At 28.5% G+C, this 20,722-nt stretch carries 19 protein-coding genes and 1 pseudogene; 18 read left to right on the forward strand and 2 right to left on the reverse strand.

The annotated features are described in order from the left end of the window. Positions 1-352 precede the first annotated feature (352 nt). Together F9279_RS23450 and tnpA are read left to right on the forward strand one after the other, a co-directional pair. Positions 353-616 carry a hypothetical protein gene (locus F9279_RS23450; RefSeq protein ID WP_152116556.1) on the forward strand — a complete coding sequence of 88 codons (264 nt, stop codon included), beginning with the start codon at positions 353-355 and terminating at the stop codon, positions 614-616. 695 nt (positions 617-1,311) lie between these two features. Further along, positions 1,312-1,404, forward strand: a complete 93-nt coding sequence (gene tnpA, locus F9279_RS26365) for an IS66 family insertion sequence element accessory protein TnpA (protein WP_412988929.1) — start codon at positions 1,312-1,314, stop codon at positions 1,402-1,404. A gap of 1,036 nt (positions 1,405-2,440) precedes the next feature. On the opposite strand, the gene F9279_RS23455 is transcribed toward tnpA, so the two are convergent. Then, the gene (locus F9279_RS23455) at positions 2,441-3,127 is read right to left on the reverse strand and encodes a phytanoyl-CoA dioxygenase family protein (protein ID WP_152116557.1); all 687 of its coding nucleotides are present in this window, start codon (positions 3,125-3,127) and stop codon (positions 2,441-2,443) included. A gap of 91 nt (positions 3,128-3,218) precedes the next feature. Between F9279_RS23455 and F9279_RS23460 the strand changes: the two genes are divergently transcribed. From F9279_RS23460 to F9279_RS23510, 11 genes are all read left to right on the forward strand, one after another. Next, positions 3,219-3,473, forward strand: coding sequence for a hypothetical protein (locus F9279_RS23460; protein WP_152116558.1), 255 nt, complete (start codon positions 3,219-3,221; stop codon positions 3,471-3,473). 64 nt (positions 3,474-3,537) lie between these two features. Then, positions 3,538-5,655, forward strand: coding sequence for a PEP/pyruvate-binding domain-containing protein (locus tag F9279_RS23465; protein ID WP_152116559.1), 2,118 nt, complete (start codon positions 3,538-3,540; stop codon positions 5,653-5,655). Positions 5,656-5,661: 6 nt separating this feature from the next. Beyond that, positions 5,662-6,456, forward strand: coding sequence for a hypothetical protein (locus tag F9279_RS23470; RefSeq protein ID WP_152116560.1), 795 nt, complete (start codon positions 5,662-5,664; stop codon positions 6,454-6,456). Between the two features lie 6 nt (positions 6,457-6,462). Then, positions 6,463-7,806, forward strand: coding sequence for a B12-binding domain-containing radical SAM protein (locus tag F9279_RS23475; protein ID WP_152116561.1), 1,344 nt, complete (start codon positions 6,463-6,465; stop codon positions 7,804-7,806). Between the two features lie 9 nt (positions 7,807-7,815). Next, positions 7,816-9,228 carry an AMP-binding protein gene (locus F9279_RS23480; RefSeq protein WP_152116562.1) on the forward strand — a complete coding sequence of 471 codons (1,413 nt, stop codon included), beginning with the start codon at positions 7,816-7,818 and terminating at the stop codon, positions 9,226-9,228. A 75-nt stretch (positions 9,229-9,303) separates the two neighbouring features. Next, positions 9,304-9,480: a phosphopantetheine-binding protein gene (locus tag F9279_RS26370; protein WP_226793876.1), complete on the forward strand. Its 177-nt coding sequence runs from the start codon at positions 9,304-9,306 to the stop codon at positions 9,478-9,480. Beyond that, positions 9,477-11,384, forward strand: coding sequence for a glycosyltransferase (locus F9279_RS23490; protein WP_152116563.1), 1,908 nt, complete (start codon positions 9,477-9,479; stop codon positions 11,382-11,384). Before F9279_RS26370 ends, F9279_RS23490 begins: the two co-directional genes overlap by 4 nt. Position 11,385: 1 nt before the next feature. Then, the gene (locus F9279_RS23495) at positions 11,386-11,973 is read left to right on the forward strand and encodes a hypothetical protein (protein ID WP_152116564.1); all 588 of its coding nucleotides are present in this window, start codon (positions 11,386-11,388) and stop codon (positions 11,971-11,973) included. Further along, on the forward strand, positions 11,974-12,966 hold the full coding sequence (locus F9279_RS23500) for a hypothetical protein (protein ID WP_152116565.1): 993 nt from the start codon (positions 11,974-11,976) through the stop codon (positions 12,964-12,966). Positions 12,967-12,977: 11 nt separating this feature from the next. Next, entirely contained in the window at positions 12,978-14,678 is a 1,701-nt protein-coding gene (locus tag F9279_RS23505; protein ID WP_152116566.1) for an ABC transporter ATP-binding protein, read from the forward strand. Continuing rightward, on the forward strand, positions 14,671-16,326 hold the full coding sequence (locus tag F9279_RS23510) for an ABC transporter ATP-binding protein (protein WP_152116567.1): 1,656 nt from the start codon (positions 14,671-14,673) through the stop codon (positions 16,324-16,326). The genes F9279_RS23505 and F9279_RS23510 overlap by 8 nt, the downstream gene beginning before the upstream one ends. A gap of 751 nt (positions 16,327-17,077) precedes the next feature. Here F9279_RS23510 and F9279_RS23520 read toward each other — a convergent pair. Then, positions 17,078-17,436 (reverse strand): annotated as a pseudogene (locus F9279_RS23520) (ATP-binding protein); the annotation flags it as partial. A gap of 285 nt (positions 17,437-17,721) precedes the next feature. Between F9279_RS23520 and F9279_RS25870 the strand changes: the two are divergent. The 5 genes from F9279_RS25870 to F9279_RS25425 all read left to right on the forward strand — a co-directional run. After that, the gene (locus F9279_RS25870) at positions 17,722-17,985 is read left to right on the forward strand and encodes a hypothetical protein (protein WP_226793873.1); all 264 of its coding nucleotides are present in this window, start codon (positions 17,722-17,724) and stop codon (positions 17,983-17,985) included. Positions 17,986-17,997: 12 nt separating this feature from the next. Then, positions 17,998-18,123 carry a hypothetical protein gene (locus F9279_RS26030; protein WP_264298280.1) on the forward strand — a complete coding sequence of 42 codons (126 nt, stop codon included), beginning with the start codon at positions 17,998-18,000 and terminating at the stop codon, positions 18,121-18,123. A 40-nt stretch (positions 18,124-18,163) separates the two neighbouring features. Continuing rightward, complete coding sequence (locus F9279_RS25420; RefSeq protein ID WP_193224693.1) at positions 18,164-18,337, forward strand: hypothetical protein; 174 nt, start codon at positions 18,164-18,166, stop codon at positions 18,335-18,337. Positions 18,338-19,076: 739 nt separating this feature from the next. After that, entirely contained in the window at positions 19,077-19,751 is a 675-nt protein-coding gene (locus F9279_RS23530) for an SOS response-associated peptidase (protein WP_152116568.1), read from the forward strand. A gap of 614 nt (positions 19,752-20,365) precedes the next feature. Then, the coding region (locus tag F9279_RS25425; RefSeq protein ID WP_193224694.1) for a hypothetical protein at positions 20,366-20,722 on the forward strand (357 nt) is incomplete at its 3' end.

Raw genomic sequence — 20,722 nt, forward strand, 5'->3', positions numbered from 1 at the left:
ATTTGATTGTATTTAAAGGCGATAGTTATCGTTATAAGGAGTCAATTATTCAGAATTAAATTTCGTTGGCAAGTGGTTACATTTTTGATTGCCGTTTTATGCATTTTTTGCTTGCCAAATACATATTTTAATTTGTCATAAAGTTATATAATATCTTGTCACAAGATCAGTGTTAACTATTGCTTGTTAATACTGGTTTTTTTGTTTTTAATGAGAATTGTCATTAAATCTTATGTAAACTAGACCATTAAAAAAATAGAATATTTTGTTATTATTTTTAGTTTGTCATTAAAAAATCCATTTATTGGATTATGTACTATGAATTGGTCGAATAAAGATTGGAGTATTAAGTATGCCAAATATGGTCAAAGAGAATGGTGAACAATGTGCAAAGCAAGTATATCAATCATATGAGTGGATACTTATACAGTCCAAAAATGAAAAGAGCTGTTGGTATGAATCATTATGGGGTGAGTGTCTATTTTACTATATTTTAGAACTTGAATTGAACACAGTTAGGTATTATGATCAGCCTGTTGAAATACCAATTAAGTTCTTTAATATAGAATTGAAAAAATGTAGAATGGAATCATATTCCAGATTACTTAGTCTTTAAAGATAACCCAGTACCTATTCTTTATCAAATTCAGTGAAGTAAAGATTTTAAACAATTCTCGTACATCACGAGAGCACGCCTTAGTTATGTGAGAAAAAATAATTGGGAATATTCCATTGTAACACCTAAAGAGAATCTACCTGATATTATAAAATCCAATATTCTTTTTCTATGAAATTTTTTAAAGCCTAGGAAAAACACAGAGTCATGGTTAAGGGAACTAGAAGAAAAAATTACATATTTAGATGAAATAACAGTTATAGAATTAGCAAAAAGTTTCTCTGGAAAAATTGACTATCGAGCTATATTGCCACTAATTTGGCACTTAGTAAGTATAGGAAAATTTACAAGTTAACTTAATGAAAAAGTTTGATCAGTATAGCGTTGTAAAGATAGGGAATATACAACAAACTCTTCAAGAGTATATATATAAATAATTACACTCCTAACAACTTTACAGGACTTAAATAATTAATAGTAATATTATACAAATATCTCATTTGAAGAGGAGGATTTGTAGTTAGGAAAATAGAAACATATGCTGTTCCCTAATAACACTATTCATATTGCTAGATGATAAGAGTAAAACTCTTCCCATATGTACATGCGCCATAAATTTTGAGATAATCTCTACAAATGTATTTTGAGGAGGATTTTTCATGACCAGAAGCCATAATTTAGAACTATGAAAAGAATTGGAACTGCGAATTTCTGACTACAAAGCGAGCGGTCAATCCCAAGCTAAATGGTGCGAGGACAATGGGGTTAGTCATCAATTTGGATACTAGAAGAAAATTCTTAAAGATCAAAGTACCGAGAAAACAAACAATTCTTGGGTTCCAGTAATCATAGAGGAACTTAAAACAGCGCAATGTGATTCTCTACTAATCAAAGATGGCTCTGTTTTCATAGAAGTGAATTCAGGCTTTTAATTAAATAAATTCTCACAGAGGTGATAAAGGAACTGAAAGAGCATGTTGAATGAAGTGAATGTTGAGCAGCAAAAGGAAGTTTGGATATGAGAAAATCGATCGTTGGATTGGCTACCCTTGGTCAATAACTTCCTAGTTTCTTGTATCTCTAAAAACTAGATTTAATAATAGAGGTATATATGGTATATTTATTAGTCTTCTTTTGAATAGGAATGTTGCTTTGGAGTATTCCTCAGTTTATAGTCTAAAAAAACCTCTCCTAAGAGAGGTCAAGCTGTCGAGAAAGTCTCGATAGCTTTTTTCACAATTTCACTATACACCAGTGGTTCGATAATGTCTTAAAAACCATATGTTGGGGTCGTGATCAATTAAGATATCCAAAACCCCCTTTTTCAAAATCATACTTTTAAAAATAGGGGGTTTTTCTACAAGCCGACCTCTCCTAGAGAGGTTTTTACAATTATGTTTATCTGAAATATTTTTTGGTTGAAATGTAATTTGTTAAATAGAATTTATTCACTTCATTTAAATTTAATTTGGATTAAGTGAAATTTGTGATTCAATATTAAATTTCATTTTTTTAATCTTATTATATCAGTGTTTAGTATATATTTTCCCCAAACTTTAATAACATTTAAGAGCACTAATTTATAATATGGGAGTTTATAGCTTTGAACTTTTATTCTAATCTGGATATGAGCTTTTTAACTAGGCTTAGATTCCTCGCTGTCTGCAATCTAAGTATGATTTATAAGATGTTTGATTTCATCAGGTTACTTCTCTCCAAGTATTGTAATTCTTGATTTTTAACTCAAAATTGAATACCTATAATTATCAGTGTTTTCTAAAGTACCTATGGCAATTAATATGAAAGTACAACTAAAATAGTGAATTATTTCTTTGTAGTGTTTAACAATAACTTATTTAGATTCCAATCGATATTACTGTAAGTAGGTATAAAAGAATATCGCTCACCCCCACTAATATTTTCGCAGGAAGCATGTAGGATTAAGTCGTGAAGAATAATTACATCTCCAGCTTTTACTTCGATATTTATAATATTTTCAGGATGCATATTAACTATCACTGATTTTGAAAAGCCATCTGTCGAATCGCCTTTGTGAATCACTTTGTTTTTGTGTGTTCCAGGAATAACTTGAAGACAACCATTCTCTTTATTTGCATCATCAAGTGCAATCCAAACTGATACTTTATGACTTCCTTTAAGATATTCCCAATCTTGATGCCAAGGTGTGCCAAACCGTATGTCAGAGTTTTTATAAACCAATTTATCATCAATAAAAATTAGATTTTTATCATATAATTTCTTTAATATTCTTATTAATTTTATATTTTTTGTTATTTTTTCAAAGAGAGGACTTATCTTAGATAACCCAATAAAAACTCCTTCATTTCTTAATTTTTCTTCATCAACCTTGATTCTAGATTTCATTTTTTTTTCTTTTATAAGTCGTTTTGCCTCTTCTCTTGCGGTTTGCATTTCTTCTAAATTAAAAATATTTTCTAACACAATATAACCTTTTTTATCAAATTCTTCTTTTATTGATATTTTTTCCATATTTTCCTCCTTAAGGTTGAATTGTTATATATAAAATGTTAACATATTATTGTAAATTTTCAAAAAATAAAAATGAGAAGGGAAGTTTGTTATGAATCAAATTATTCGTAATACGAATCCACTATTTGCACCATTATTACAGGAATTAGAGAATCAAGAGTTTATAAAACTCTTTGCAGAAGATCCATACACTGCACTTGAAAAAGTGGGGATAGAAATGGATTTAGCCGAATTCACTGCATATTTAAGCCAAGATAGAGATTTATACGATAGTATCATTAAAAAAATCTCTACTCAAGTGGATGTTACAAGTATGGATATACCTGCAAGTTCTTGTTGTAGTTAAAATTAATTATAGTGACTGACCAAACTATTAGCTTGATCAGTCACTATTTAAGAGGAGAATAAGTTTGATAAATTTACTAGAAAATACTAGAAAATTAAATGTTGAAGAAATTGGTAATAAAGCAAAAAACTTATTTAAGCTATCAAGTTTGAATTTTAATATTCCAGAAGGATTTGTTCTTACAAATAACGATTGTAAGGAAATTATTAATTGTAAAAAGGAAGTATTAGAGCAAGTTAATGTAGAAGCCTTAAAAATTTGGTCAGAGGATGGTTTAATTGTTAGATCTTCATCTTCAATAGAAGATAGCCATTATAAGACCATGGCCGGAAAGTTTTCTACTAAAACTATTAGCACTTTTACAGATTTAATTCCTGCAATTATATCAGTATATAATTCAAGGCTAAACCACCCAATGGGAGTCATAGTTCAAAGAAAAATTAAAGCTGACTTTTCTGGAGTTGCCTTTTCTTTGGATCCATTGAGAAAGTCTCAAGGTCCAATAATAGAGATAGTTAAAGGTGATGGTCATAAACTTGTCGGAGGATTGAGTAAACCCTTTCAATATAAAGAAGATAAATGGACAAGTGGGGATTTTTCCATTGATAACGTTGTGTCTGAGTTGAAAGAATACATGAATTTATTAAAAAATAACTTGCGTTATGAAATTGACGTAGAGTTTTGTATACAGAATAACACTATCTTTTGGTTACAAGTGAGACCTATTTTGGGAATAAAATCTAATTTTATAATACCCCCAAGTAAAGAGTGGTTCCTTTTAGATCAATGTACCGAACCAGTAACACCTTTAATACAAGATCTTGATCCAGGAGGACTTTTCAATTCTAATCATTGGTCTACGACTTTCATCAATCAATATCCATATATAAAATTAAAAACTTCAAGTAATAAAACCGATAGTAATGAACACAGTTTCAATTGGGACAATATAGAAAAAGAGTATGTGATTAAGTTTGAAAATACTATAAATACAAAATGTGGAAACTTAGAAGAATTATATACTGAATTACAAAAGGCAATTAAGAATTTTAAAGAGTTTTTTAATGTTTATATGGATAGAGATTGGATGATCAAACGGAGAAATATTAAAAAAATAATTCTGAATTTTTTTGATGATATAGGAGTACCAATAGAAAATCAAAATAAGGAATTAGGCATTTTAACATCAAATTTAAATTCTCATACATTTCACAAATCAAGACATTTGGTACAAATTGCTAAGAATATTCAATTATTAATAAAAAATAATAGTACTAACGAGGAGGAATATCCGCAATTTATTGATGACTTAATTATGAATAGTACTTCTTTTAAAGATTTTATTAATTTATATGGTGATGAAATACCTCATCCTATGGCTATACATATCGAAACATTAAGAGAAAACCCTCAATATTTAATAAAAAAAGCTAAAAGACTCCCTATAAAAAATAAAAAAATAGAATCTAAGTGGGAGGATAAATTAGATAAACTCCAACAGAAGTTACCTCTAGAAAAAAAAATGAAGTTTAGGAATGCTGTATTAGAATATCGAAATCTACTGTTAAGGACTGAAAATGATGATTATGTCCTCCAAAAAGGTGCTGCGTCAGTTAGGAAAGTTATTCTAGATATTGGCGTTATTCTACATAGGAACGGTTTACTTAATAATAAGCATGATGTATTTTTTTTGAGAAAAATAGAGTTAGAAAAATATATATCTGGAAACAGTTCGGAAAATATAGATATATATGACAGAAAAATAGAGTTTGATAAAAATCGTGCTTTAATGCCTAGCACAGCTTTAGATGAAACGAATTTAGAACTTACAAAAAATCAAAATCTTATCTTAGGTGAATGTGTATCATGGGGCTCAGTTATTGGGAAAGTATTTATAATAGAAAATCCGCTCGATAGAAACAGTTATTTAGATATACCGGAAGGTTCTATTATTGTAGCAAAGCAACTAACTCCTCATTTAACCTATAATCTAACTAATTCTTTAGGAATCATTGTAGAAACGGGTGGATTTCTATCTCATGGAGCAATATTTGCAAGAGAAGAAAATATTCCAGCGATTATAGTTAATACTTCAACTAGAAAACTATTAAAAAACAATGAAACTATTGAACTTAATGCAGATAAAGGTTATGTGAAAATTTTAAGAATGAATGGAGATTAATATGTTATGTTCTCTAAGGCAACAATTGAAGATTATAAAGAAATTTCGAAATTAGAGATTCCATTTTCATTTGGTAAAAATCTAAAAGAAGAACTAACAAAACCAGATCAGTATCGCTGGATTATCCTTAAGGAAAATTCCAGCATACAGGCATTCCATAGAAGCATTCTTTTAGATGGTACTGGTTATCTAGGTGGCATTTTCTCTAAAAAATCAAATCATAAAATATTATATGAGTTGTTGAAATATTCAATTGAGGACTTATCAAATTTATCTCCTAACGGACTTATAGCTTGGGACTCTTTTCCAGAAACGGCGAAGTTTACTTTATTAAAAAAATTTGAGTTTAAAAAAAATATAAAACCGATAATTAGAATTTTTTTTGAGTATAAGTCAGTTGTAGAACTAGTAAAAATTAAAGAAAGTTATTTAGATGAATGGATAGTACCTACTCAAGATGAATTAAGGAATTTTCTTTTTAATCTTAATTCAAATTTAAAAAATCAAAATTTTATTCAAACTAATTGGTTAATCGGAAGAAAAGCAGGTGTTAATTATTGCGCTGTATGTTGGTGGAATAATGGTATATTTACGGAGCTATTATTTTCGGTTTCATATGATGCGACTTTAGATATTACTGGATCACTGAAGTATATAATTAAGCACACTAATTCGAAAAGACCATTTATACTGAAAATCAATTTAGAAGAAGAGAGGAAAATATCCTTTCTAAAACTACTTAGGTTTAATCCAAAGACATACAAAGAAGGTTTTTTGAATTTAAAACTTACAAGGGAGTGAGGATTTTTGAGAAATTATAAAATGACCTTAATAAACCTAAATTCTCTACCCACAATGGACTTTCATCCTGTTTTTCCTATTGGTGCAGTATATGTCAAAAGTTATGTAAAGCAACTTGGCGTTGATATTGAATTAATAGACTTTAAAGAGAATCCTGAAGAATATTTGAATTTAAGTTTTCTAAACAGTCATATTGATTGTTTAGCCTTTTCCATTAGAAATGTTGATTCAATGGAATTGAACAGTAAGTATTATTTAAAGTATTATAAAGACTTTATGGATAAAATTATACCCATAGCAAAAAAAAGAAACCCTAATATGCGTACATTAATCGGTGGCGGAGGCTATGCAGTTTATTCTGAAGGCCTAAAAAAATATTTACCTTTTCAATATGGAATTAAAGGAAATATAGAAGAAGAAATTTTTGATTTTTTATCTGATCATATTCAGTCACTAGGAGAAGATATTAGATTAATTCCTAATCATTCTCTTTTTTCATTAGATTTTACTAACTCTTTAGTACAAACTTACAAGGATATTGGTGTTAAGCAAATTGGACTACCTACTCGCTGTGGTGGTAGATGTCCAATGAAATGTGTTTATTGTTCTTATGGAAAAATAGATAACAAAACAAATATAACTAGACCTTTAAAACTGCTTAAAGAAGATATTCTAAATTTGTACGATATGGGTATAAGAGAAATCTTTTTTACAGATTCACTTTTCAACATTAACTTAGACCACTCTAAATCAATTTGTAATCTATTAATCGATCTAAATTTAGATGGATTTCGATGGTCTGCCTATGCTAAGCCCACTGTAAATGAAGAGTTTGTTGCGTTAGCTGCTCAATCAGGATGTAAAGAATTAATGGTTTCTTTTGATACATTCTCCCCAAGTATGTTAATAAAATTGAAAAAAGGATTCAACCTAAATATTGCTAAAACCTTTATTGATAATTGTCGAAAATACAATGTAACACTCCTAGGAATGTTATTATTCGGTGGTCCCGAAGAAAATGAAGAGTCTATTAAAGAAACATGCAAATTCACCAATGAGAATTTTAAAAAAGGAGAAATTTTCTTTTCCTTCGGAATGAGAGTACTACCTGGCAGTCAACTTGCTATTCTATCTGGAATACCTGAAAAAGAGATGATTACCCCTTTATTCTGGCCATTTGATGAAAGTTGTTTTGACTATGCAATAAAGCATTTTGATGCACAGTTTTTAAAATATACAACTTTAGGAAGAATCAGTAACTGGCGAAAGGCATATAGAGAAATGAGAGAATATAGTTATCCTGGTACAAATTCATTTGTATTGCAGGGGAAAAATCAAATTTTAGGTTGAGGTTATAATATGATAAGTAAATTGAATGATTATTTAAAGGATTACGCGAAAAAAACACCGTCAAAAATAGCTTTAGCTGATAGAAAAAACGTAGTCTCGTATAGTGACTTTTATCATTTAGTAAATAAATTGGCATATTTATTAACTAAATATGTTTTAGATGAAAATACGGAAATCGGTATAAGTATACCCAAAAATATTAATTTACCGATAGTTTATTTAGGAGTATTTAGATGTGGATTTTCTGCTATACCATTAGAAGTAAATATAAGTCAATCAAAATTACTAATAATAGGCAAAGTTACACGAATGAAATATATAATTAAATTTATAAACGAGAAGTTAGTTCTATATAGATTAGATAGTAAATTAGATGTTATTGAAGAGTTCGAATTAAATTTTAAAGATATTGAACTTGATATTAAGGAGTATATAGAGTGTGAAGAAGAGCAATCACGTTATTTTAATTTAACATCTGGTTCTACAGGGACTCCAAAGATCTTTTCTACCAAGACTACACAAGTGGTCTATAACGCCATTAATGTTAATTTATCATTACCAATAGAGTTAAATGGAAGTTACATGTGTCTTTTCTCAGAAAGTATGCATCCACATGAATTATTTGTTAAACCATTGGTTGCTGGAGAGTGTTGCGTTCTCTGTACAACAAATGAATATCAACATATAAATGAATTAATTGAAAGATTTAATATAAAAAGTTTATTAGCAACCCCTAATCTTTATAAGTATTTAATGTCAATTATAAAAAAAGAAAATTGGAATAACATAAAACACCTACAAGTAGGAGGAGAAAAGGTAGAATATCAATTTAGAGAAACTTTCTTTAATACTACAGGAAAAAAACTAATTTCAGCTTGGGGTAGTACAGAGACTACAGGGATTGTTTTCTATACTCCTATAGAATGGGCTTTGTCAAAAAAAGTGGTCTTAGGCGCATGTATTGGTGGATATAAATGTAAAATTAGTAGTGAAGGTGAGCTTTTAATAAAAGGTTATGCTTGTATAGAACAATACTACAATTCGGAGGAAATTATTGTTGATAACGAAGGATATTATAATACAGGGGATTTAGTATATAAAGATGACAATGAAATTTTTTATTATGAAGGGAGAAAAGATAACCAAGTTAAAGTTGGGGGAAGATTTATTTCTTTATTCCAGTTAGAACAAGAATTATTAACGGTTCAGGCTATAAAGGAAATAACGATTGAAGTAAGTTCAAGTAATGATAATATAGTTATTTTTTTAGTAGTAACCTCTGAGTTTAATGAATTAGAATTTAGAAAACTTCTTGTGAAAAAAGTTAATAATATAGCATTCAAAATTTGTTACCTAAGTGAATTACCAAGGATGGAAAATGGCAAACTAAATAAAAGTAAAATAAAATTGTTAGTGGAGTGAATTAAAATAGATAAAAATAAACTTATTTCAGTTATAGAATTTTATTCAAATCTCCCCATAAGTCAAGCTATAAATATTGATGATTTTGAATTATTAGGCTTAGATAGTTTAGCTAGATTAGGTTTATTATGTGAAATCGAAGAAATTCTCGGAGTAAATTTATCTAGTGAGGGATTCGAAAATATTAGAAGAATTTCAGATATACGAGAGATAATCGATATACTTGGTTATGAAAGAGTGAAAAAGCTATGAATATTATTAGATACAATTTTAATTCATTTAAAAAAATCCTATTAACGCATTACAATTTGATACAACCTAAAAAACCAGTAATTAGAGAATGGAATAAAGAACTTTTGTTTATAACAAAAGTTCCTCCCACTATTGGGGGAGTATCCACTCAGGAGTATTGGCGGATTAGAGAGTTAGCAAATAGAGGATATAAGGTGAGAGTGGTTACAAATACTAATGAAGAAATCGGGAATCCTCGTGCAGTCAATTATAGTATATCTGATTTAGAATTGCTCGATTATAAAAACCCAATATCTGGTGGCTTTCTAAAGTTTTATTATACTGAATCCTATGACCATACGAGGCATAAACATTTTCCTGAAGACAAAATGTCTCAATCCAAATTAGTTGGGCTCTCTCTTTATGTAATTGATAAGTATAAAAGTTCAGTTATATTAAGTGGATACTTAGAACCTTATGGTGCAGCTGCTAGCGAAGTAAGTAATTTAACTGGAGTACCTATTTATCAATATAGTGCAGGGAGTGATTTGGAAAGATTAACAACTTCTCCAGAACTAGCAATCCGCTATGAATATATATTTCAAAACGCAGACTTAGTAGGTACATCCTGGGAAAATTTTTCTAAATTTTTAAGCTTAAGTATTCCCTTGCAAAAGTTAACTTTAACTCCGCCACCAATAATGCTTTATGAGAAGGAAAGGAAAAAAGAAAATAGATATATATTAAAAAACAAATCGCTAACTATTGGGATTTTCGGAAAATTAAACAATTATAAATCATTAAGGGAATTATCAAATGTCATTATTGACTTAAATAAAAATGGTAAGAATGTTTGTTTAAAGGCTAGCTTTACTTATAATGATGATATTGACGATGAAACAAAGAAATTACTGAATTTTATGGAGAGTAAAGGTTATTTAGCAAATGTTTCCCCGTTTAAACCTTGGGAAATTAACCAATTTCTTAATGACTGTGATCTAATTTCCTTGTTAGAAAGGAATTTCAAGGTATCAATTCATACACCAATCACATTTTATGAAGCAATGAGTGCGGGTAAGTTGGCATTAATTTCAGAGGAATTTTTTCTTAAGTTACAAGATAGGGAGAAGTACAGCGAAAATAATTATCTATTAATTAAGGACAATAACTTCTCCCAAAACTTATATAAGGCAATTGAAAAATTTATAGATAACCCTCCAAATTTTACGAATGATAATAATTTTGATTTTAATTTAAATAATTCTATAGATGATTATATTAGAAATATTGAATATTTAGGACAGAATGTTTCTAAAATTAATAATAGAAATATATTATTTGAAAATATAGTAATCATTTGTTCGTATTTTCCTTATACGATCTCCTATATTTTAGATAAATACGAAACATTTGATTATTTATTAATAAGTGATTACCATTCTGAATATTCCAATGTTATAAAAAGTGGTTACAATAGAATTTGTAAAATAATAAAAAGGATAAAAGACCCAATTGCATCTGAGCTTTTAAAAATAGAATATAGTAAAATTATAGCGTTGAAGAGTTTTAAGAGACAAATATCCTCTTATTCAAATAGAAGAATTAATTTTTCAATTGAAAATACCGTTATACGAATTTGCTCTAAACCAGTAATTTTAAGTACTAATATCGATCTAAAATACTTATTTAGTAGTATAAAGGATAAAGAAATAAAAATAAAAAAGCATAAAAAGACATTTTATTATTTAATTACTGCACAAACTCCTTTAAACAGTAAATATATATTAATAGATGAAGACTTAAAAGATAACATTGAAAGACTATTACAAGATTATCCAGATTTAACTAAAGATTACGGCAAATCGATAGATTTTCTAGAAAGTCATGGATTTTTAACTAGAGATATAGATATGGGGAGGAAATAAAATGATGGATATTGGGTTTAATAGAGACAGAATATCAAAAAGGACTAATGAATACTTGAACGGTATTTTTGAAGATGAATTATTTACTAAATTATCTCAACGGATTTTGTATTTAAAAAAGGAAAAACAAAATATATGTTTAATTAATCAACAAATATTAGAATTAAAGAGATTTCTTTTACTAAAAGCATTAGTACCAAGTCTTGAAATGTATAGTCCATCAATAGATAATTTATGGCACGAATCGATTCTATTTACTAAAAATTATAACGAATTTTGTCATAAACTTAAAGGAGATTTTATTCATCATAATCCAAATTTACATTCGACTGTTAATATAATAGGTCGCTATTGGTTTGACTGGTTGTATCTATTTCTTTTTAAACCAAATCAAATAGGTTGGAAATCTTGGAACGGATTTATGTTACAAAAACTTAGTGAATCACAAATAAAAGCTTCAAGTTATAACTTAATTTTAGAAATTAAAAATACAAATTTAAAAGGGGATCAGAAATACCATTTAACAGAAATATCAAAATTATTAATTGAAAAGTTAAAAGATTCGAATAGTGAAATGAGCATAAACTAAATGAATTCTATAAATATTTTGAATCTAACTCAATTATATTATGGACCAAAAAGAGTCTTTTTTGTAGATAATAATATTGAAGTACAAACCAATTTACCGAATTTATTTATGCATTTCTCGCATTATTTTAACTATGTTTATAACATAAGTTATAACAATACACTTAATGAAAATAGGTTTAAATGTCATATATTATATAAAAATGATTTTGAATTAATTAATTTAATCAAATTGTTAGAGAAGGATGGTAAAAGAAAAGGTAGTAAAAAAATTAATAGTTTGGATTTTTCTATTATTGAAATAAATAAAAAAAAAATCTATATTGATTCGAAAACTTTAATTATATTCCATGAAGATAATAGGACAAATGAACTTTTTATTATAGGACCCTACGATTTTATTTTTCCTTTTTCTAGGATGTATATCAAAGAACATATTCTATATAGTAAAGAACTCGCTAATCATTGGTATTTAATAAGTTCTTTGGCTTTTAAAAATAAACTAAATGAAAATATATTGTTATTAGGCAAAGTAAACAATAAAATTAAGAAAAATTTATTGGAGTATCACCTTTCTGGGGAAATATGTATTCTTTCGAGTAGATTTACTGCTATAAAAAAATATGATAATACAGTAATGTTTAAAAGGTTACCAGAGCTATTTACTATAGAAAGAAATAAAATTGAAAACTATGAACATCGAAGAAATTTGAAAAAAAGTATTTTTAATACAAAAAGACATTATAGGTTTAATTTGAATCCTAATAATAACTATATAAATAAAGAAAAGTTAAATTTTATATCTTTAAGTCCCTTATTAGACTATAAGAATCCCCAAAGTCTAAGTTTAAAAAATAAAATTAACATATTGAATAATTATATAGAGTTTAAAGGTCGAAAAAGCCACTTAATTAATCCTCAAATAGATGAAAAAAATCTTAGAGATAGTATAAGCACCTTGGCAAAATTAAACTTCTATAAACTTATGGATTGAAGGAATTGGAAATGAATAAAAACTTTTTCAGAAATATTAAAGTATTATTTTGGATACTTGAGTATTTAAGACCGTACAAGAATAAGGTAATCTTATTTATTTTGCTTGGGCTATTTTCTTTATCAATTGAACTTATTATACCAAAGTCAATTCAATATTTAATAGATCATATTATACCTTCACAAAGAAAGGCTTCTTTTGTTTATTTTGGATGTGCATTTGTGGTTTTTTCAATAGTTTCATTGGTTTCAAAATGTAAAACAGAAATATATAAACGTCAAATTCAAGAATTAGCTATAAAAGATCTTCGAAGTGACTTCTTAAGCTATTTAAGTTCTTTAAATTTTAAAGAACTTGATAATATGAAAAGTGGCGATCTTTATAAAAAATGTATTAATGATATTAATTATATTCAAAAAGTTTATCGTTATTATTTTCCGACAATAGTTCAAACTTCAATTTTTTCTTTAATAGCTATTACTTTAATGCTTTATACTAATTGGATTTTAACATTATGTACACTTCCATTTCTTTTACTATATTTAATAATTGGTCCTTCTATTGAAATTAAAGCAGATATATCTTCAAAGAACTTTTCATCCTCAGAAGGTAGTTACATAAATGCATTAGAAGAAACTGTTTCATCTATTAGTAATATTAAAATGTATGGTGGATTCGGATGGATACAAAAATTTCTATTAAATGAATTAGAAGTAAATAATAAGTGGAATGAAAAGAGATATTTTTACGGATTCTTAAGAAGTAGTATAAGAAGAACTATATTCAGAATTGGATCAATTTTTATATTAGCTATTGGTATCTACTTAGTTAGAAATGAATCTTTAACACCAGGTGAGTTTGTCTCATTCCTTCTTATATATTTTAGTTCAATGTGGAGAATTACTAGAATAATTACTATTTGGAATGAAGTAATATTGTTAATGAGACAGGTAGATGAGCTTTATGTAATGATGAAGAAAAGTGTACCAATTAAACGTGATAAATATGGGGATAAGGATGTAACATCTGGCAGTATTTTAATTAGTGATTTGAATTTTTCATACAGTAATAAAGAAGTTCTTAAGGAAATTCATTTGAATATAGAATCCGGAGAAAAAATATTAATAGTAGGGAAAAGTGGAACAGGAAAATCCACTTTATTGAAGATTATTGCAGGATTATACCCAATTAATAAAGGCATAATTAAGGTTGGAAATTATAATATTGACGAAATTTCCTGGAATAATTTAAGAGAAAACATTACATTTATGTCTCAAGATGTTCTTCTATTTAATGAGTCTTTTATTGAGAATATTGTTATAGGTACCAATAAGGAAAACAATTTAGATAGCGTAAAATTAGCTGCTAGAAAAGCCGAATTACATAATGAAATTATGCAAAAAGAGAAAAATTACCATTTTGTAATTGGTGATGGAGGAAAGTTTTTATCTGGAGGACAACGCCAGCGCCTATCTATAGCTAGGAATCTATTGAAAAATCCAAAAATAATTTTGTTAGATGAACCTACTTCGTCTTTAGATAAGGTGAATACAGATAAAATATTTAAAACAATATTTAAGGAATTTGAAGGAAAAACAATATTAGTTGTTTCTCACGATAAATTACCTAAAGTTCAATTCGATAGAGTGTTCGAAATAAAGGAAAAAAAAATTATAGAATTAAGATCATTAGTAGGTGAAGTACATGATTAGTTATTTACGAGTTTTATTACTCAATAGTAAAAAAGGGAGATTCTATTTCTTTTTACTGCTTTTCTTTATCCTTATTGAAGTCTCTATCTTAATTCTATCAATGCAATTTCAAAAACTTATAATTGATCATATTCTGAATGATAACCTCAATCATTCAATTGCTATCCTTTTACTATTAGGCATTTTTTATGTTTTTCATGCAATTCTAAGCGTGATAAACCCATGGTTACAATCTAAAACAAGTAGTTTAATTAAGAGTAGTGTAATTGAAAAATATTTTAAGAATTTTTGCGACGATAATGAAATTAGCATGGATTTTACTAGTAAACATTCAGGAGAATATATTCATTTTTTGAATGACGAAGTCACATTAGTAGTTAATTGGGTTTCAGGTGATATTCCCGATTTCTTCAAGTCCATTGTTACGGCATTAATGATTAGCATTTTTGTCCTGAGTATAAATATTTATTTATTTATTTTTATATTCTTCTTTGCTGTATATAGTGCTTTTTTAAATAAAAGTTTTTCTGCTAAAAGAAAAAAAATATTCTCTACTGTATTTAAGGAAAAGAAAAAATTAAATGTTTTTTTGAAGGATTCTATTTATTCTCTTAAAGAAATAATCATAATGAATAATAAAGAATGGGTAAACAAAAAATTCCAAAATTACTATAAAGATTATATGCGTATTTCATTTAAAGAAGGTAGTATAATAGCAAAACAGATAGGTATTCAAGAAAGTATATCTCTAATAATGATATTTATTATAGTAATGTTTGGTGGATATTTGGCTTTTGAAAATAAAATTACAATAGGTGGTATTGTTATTTTATATCAACTTATATTAGAGCTGAATGAATCATATCAAAACACTTTTAAATATTTTTTACAGCTCAAGTCCAAACTTGGAATTGTTGAAAATGTAGCTAAAATTTATTCGAAATTAGAAGTGAAAAACTCTCAAGAATTTGAAGATTTAAAAAACAAAGAATCATTTTCTATAAAATCCATTGAATTTAATAATATTGTTTATAGTTATGAAAATCAAACTCATAAAGTGATTGAAGGAATTACATTTAATATTAAAAGTGGAAAAAATCTGTATTATCTTATTGGCCGTAGCGGCTCTGGTAAAACAACATTAATTAATCTAATGTGCAAATTTATCCAGCCCAAACATGGGCAAATTTTCTTAAATGAAATTGATTTGCAAACCATATCACAGAAGCTAATAATAAAAAAAATAAGTGTTGTCTTCCAACATCCCATAATTTATACGGCAACCATTAAAGATAATATATTAATGGGTGAAAATGCAGATGTTAAAGATGATAGTATTATTGAAGTTTTAAAAGCTGTAGACTTTTATGAAGATATAGTTAATATGTCAGAAGGAATTAATACAATAATTAAGAGCCGCGGCTCAAATCTTTCGGGTGGACAAAAACAAAAGATAGCAATAGCCAGAGCATTAATAAGAAATACAGATGTATTAATACTGGATGAAGCAACATCAGCTATCGATTTTACTTCTGAGAGACATATTATAAATCAAATTAGAAATTTAAGATTGAATAAAATAACAATACTAATAACACACAGAATTGAGGATATTTCACATCAGGATAAAAAAATTATTTTAAATTAATCTACTTAAATACAAAATAATATAAAATGAAAGGAAATAAAATTAGCTGGAAGAAGTAATTAAAAATAATTGTTTATTGCAAAATAAAAGTGCAGAGCTTTTGCAATGCAGGGTCCTGCACTTTATTTTATAAGTGCATAAAATAAGACTTTCCTGTCACCCCAAATCCCTCTACTGTAATGGTGTCGAATCATTTACAGAGTGGAGGAATATGAAAGGATACTAGCTTCATTGTATCAAAAACTTGAGAAACAACAAGGGTTTATCTATATCTAAGATCCAAAAAATACTTGGTATTAACTGGAGAACAGCTAAGAAGTATGGGGATGATGAACAATTGCCTCAATCTAAAATTGATTACAGCCGGGTGATTTTACCACCCTTGCCATGTTTTTTACCAGTCTTCACCAATAAATGTACCACACAATGCCAATTCGTTTACCAAGCATAGAAAAACCCTACAGATTACTAGCTTAATAAACTGTAGGGCTTTTCTTTTACTGACTGTTGCTAATTAGAATTATTTTTAAAATACTCTCTAATCATTTTTTTGCCCCTCAAATATGTCCTGTTCATTCCATTCCTGTGGAAAAGGTTCCTTTCCATAGATATCCAACTGCTTTTAGTTCCTGGGGAAATGGGTACCAGTTTTTGTATCCGACATAGTAGAAGTATTCCTCTAACTTCCGTAGTTCTTTTTTAGTCATTACTGCCATATTAGAGTGCTCTACCTAGTCCATGGCGCTCACGCATGGATAATTCGATCTAAAATAGCTTCTGCTATCGTTTCATTCCCTAATCTCATATGCATCCTCTAGGATCAATTTGCGAACAGAAGATAGTTGAAGCTACTTTATGGCGAGATTCTGCGATTTCTAGTAAGATTGCTGCTTCATCCGTTGATAAATCTGTCAGTAACCATCCATCCAAAATAAGTAAATCGACCTTCGTGTATTTTTTGATTAATTTACGATAACTTCCGTCCGCAACTAATTTTGCTAGTGACAGTTCATCTAGTAACTCTGGCAAACGGATGTATTTAATTTTATAGAATTGACGACAAGCAGATACTCCGAATGCACTAGGTAAATAAGATTTACCTGAACCAGTGATTATTGCAGATGAAATGAGCCACTTATGCGGAGCTTTGAGCCAGTCATTGCGGAATGGAGAGCCATTATAATTAGAATCACGAAAGCCTCTTGTATAATTATGTTGCATGCAATTAAGCATGACACTAATATACGGGAGGTTTTTATTAAGGTTAATTGTCGTAAGATTCTGTAACTTCATTTTAAAGGAATCAGTCAGAGGACCATTAGTTCTAGTACTGGACATTCAAGGAATACCGTTTCTGATGTCGTTCAACGTGCCAAGAAACTCGGTGTGGAAAGTTTGAACGATACAATGACTAATCCATGGTTAGAAGCTTTTCTTTTTCCAGAGAAACAAGCTATGGAGAAAGGATACTTTCCAGTTGATTGGGAAAAGGTTAATAAGGAGTTACAAAAAAAGAATGTCACCTTGACTTTATTGCATCATGAGTATGCGACAGAAGCACGTGATGGTGGAAAAATTCCATATGCCTATCTTACTTTTTGTGAAAACTATGGAAAATATGCGAAGAAATATAAGTTAACAATGCCTATTCGAAGATAGCCAGGTGAAGTCATGGAGGTAGATTGGGCTGGATATACGCTACAAATGATAGAGCGTTCAACAGGAGAAATGATTCCAGCATATGTTTTTATTGCGACCTTGCCTTATAGTCAATTCGCTATGTTGAGGCATTTTTAGATATGAAGTCAGCTAATTTGCTTACTGTTACATCCATGCATTGGAGTATTTTGAGGGAGTTCCTGAAACACTGGTTCCCGATAATTTAAAAACAGGTGTTACGAAAGCACATCGAGAAGAGCCTATTCTGAATGAAGCCTATCGTGAATTTGCAGATTATTACCATACTATCATTGTTCCGAGCCGTATTCGCAGTCCAAATTTAGTTAATTAAGAATCGAACAACTTTATTATCAGATTCGAAGATAAGAATAATTATATTGATACAAAATTAACCACTTTAAATAATCCTTCCTACAATATATCGTAGGAAGGTTCTTGTTTTTATGTTCAAAAAAAAACGTATTTATTATCTCTATACAATTGGAGAAAAAGCAAATGAAAAATTCATTGTCAAAATTATCATTTCAACCTCACTTTTCTTAATAAAATTAAGAAAAAAATAAAGGATGATAATTTTGCTAATAAAAAAATCTAAAAATAATAAACACTCTCTTGTTTACAAAACATCTACCTTTTATACTGAGAAGCATCTAGTTAAACTCACTTATATAAATAAAATCACCTTTAATGCTGCTAATGGAAAAAAAACAATTGAAGTTTTATGGTCAAATATAAAAGAACTGCCGTTATCAAAAAATATCTCATAGGTTATCAAATAGAAGACTGAAAGAAAAATTTAAAGTTATTTCAAAAAAGTCGGGTAGAAATTTTTAATTGCGTTTAGTTATAAAAAGGGAACAAGAAAAAAATATAAAGAGAAAAATAGTAGGGATAGTAGTTATATTTATAAACGCGCAGCCTGAAGGTAGCGCGTTATTTTTTTAAAGGCTGATTTCGTATTATTAATAATATAATAATAAGTAGTAGTTATCGTACTTGACGATAAGTTACTACTCGTTTGTTTTCCGTATTCTACTTTGCTACACTTAACCTAAAAAGCAGGTGATAGCATGTGTGGTCGCTTTACTTTATTTACCGACTTTGGAACAATTATTGACCGCTTTAATATCGACTCAGCAATTGAAGAATCCCATTATAACCCAAACTATAATGTAGCTCCCTCTCAATCCGTACTTTCTGTGATCAATGATGGTGAAAAGAATCGTCTTGGATATTTACGTTGGGGATTAATTCCTCCCTGGTCTAAAGATATGAAAATCGGTTATAAAATGATTAACGCTCGTTCAGAAACAATTGCCGAAAAGCCAAGTTTTCGTAATGCCTATAAAAAGAAACGCTGTTTGATCCTTGCTGATTCTTTCTATGAATGGAAACGTACAAATGAACGTAAAATTCCTATGCGTATAAAACTTAAAAATAATCAACCATTTGGTATGGCTGGCTTCTGGGAATCTTGGAAATCCCCAGAAGGAGAAATGGTATACTCATGTTCTGTAATTACCACTCAACCAAATAAGCTAATGACTGAAATACATGATAGAATGCCAGTCATATTAAAACCTGAAGATGAACAATTCTGGCTAAATCCAACAAATACCGATACTAACTCGTTAAGTAAATTACTTGTTCCCTTTGACTTTGAACAAATGGATGCTTTTGAAGTTTCAAATGATGTTAATTCTCCAAAAAACAATTCACCTAACTTAATTCAGCAAATTTGTTAAAAAACAACAAATACTTATAGTGTTGTGTGAAAGCATTTATTGACGACAGTGAATTTGTGTTCAAGTTTAAATCTAATTCGAATAAAACGATTCTAGAGTCGAATTTTAAAATAGATGCTGCTGGAAAGTTAGTTATGAATTATGTATCTGGAAATTATAGAAATCTATGACTGTGATGTATCTTCAAGTATAAAAGTATATTTCATTTTTTTTTGTAAACAGACTGTCCTGCTCGAATAACTGACGATATCTTTTGAAACTATTGAAAATAATAGGATAAAAAGTTAAAATTAAATCAGATTATTTTTCTATTTTGGATTTTTCTTTTACTTAGTAAATGTAGAGCCTTTGGGTTCAGTTTTAATAGCAGCTGTGCTATTAACTGTCCTGAAGGCTTTTTTTTATGAAAAAAGTAAACGACAAAAAAGAAAATTAATAGAAATGAAACAAAATACTCACTAGGAGGGAAAGGTTTTGACGACGACTAAATTATTTGATTCTAATGTCTGTAGGAGGATTACATATGTATAAAATCACATGCTTTTGTCCTCTAGAACCTACAAAGTTAGAAAGCTTATTAAAGGGTATAGGATTTTCAAGTAAAAAAAGATGGATTGGAATGGTATTTTGAAGATATAGTTTTTCGTATTGAACCATTTAAAGGACATTCTAATCAAAGAGAAAAGGGATATAGAGTGTATTTTAATGGTAATAATACTATGAGCTTTGCTTATATGTTTGACCTTTCATTAGGAACTTTAAATACTACAATTACCTGTATTGAGTATATGTTAAGTGAGGAAGGGAAAAACTCTAATGATTGGCTATCACTTTTAGATAATAATCCATCTATAATTACTATTGACACAAGGGGTTTCTATCAAAAAAACAGTATAAATATAATTGTTACTAATAATACTGTAGTGTTCCAATTGAGAAGTAAAAAGAATACAAGCTTAAAATTAATAAGC

This window comes from Bacillus sp. B1-b2, from assembly GCF_009183415.1.
Classification (GTDB): domain Bacteria; phylum Bacillota; class Bacilli; order Bacillales; family Cytobacillaceae; genus Niallia.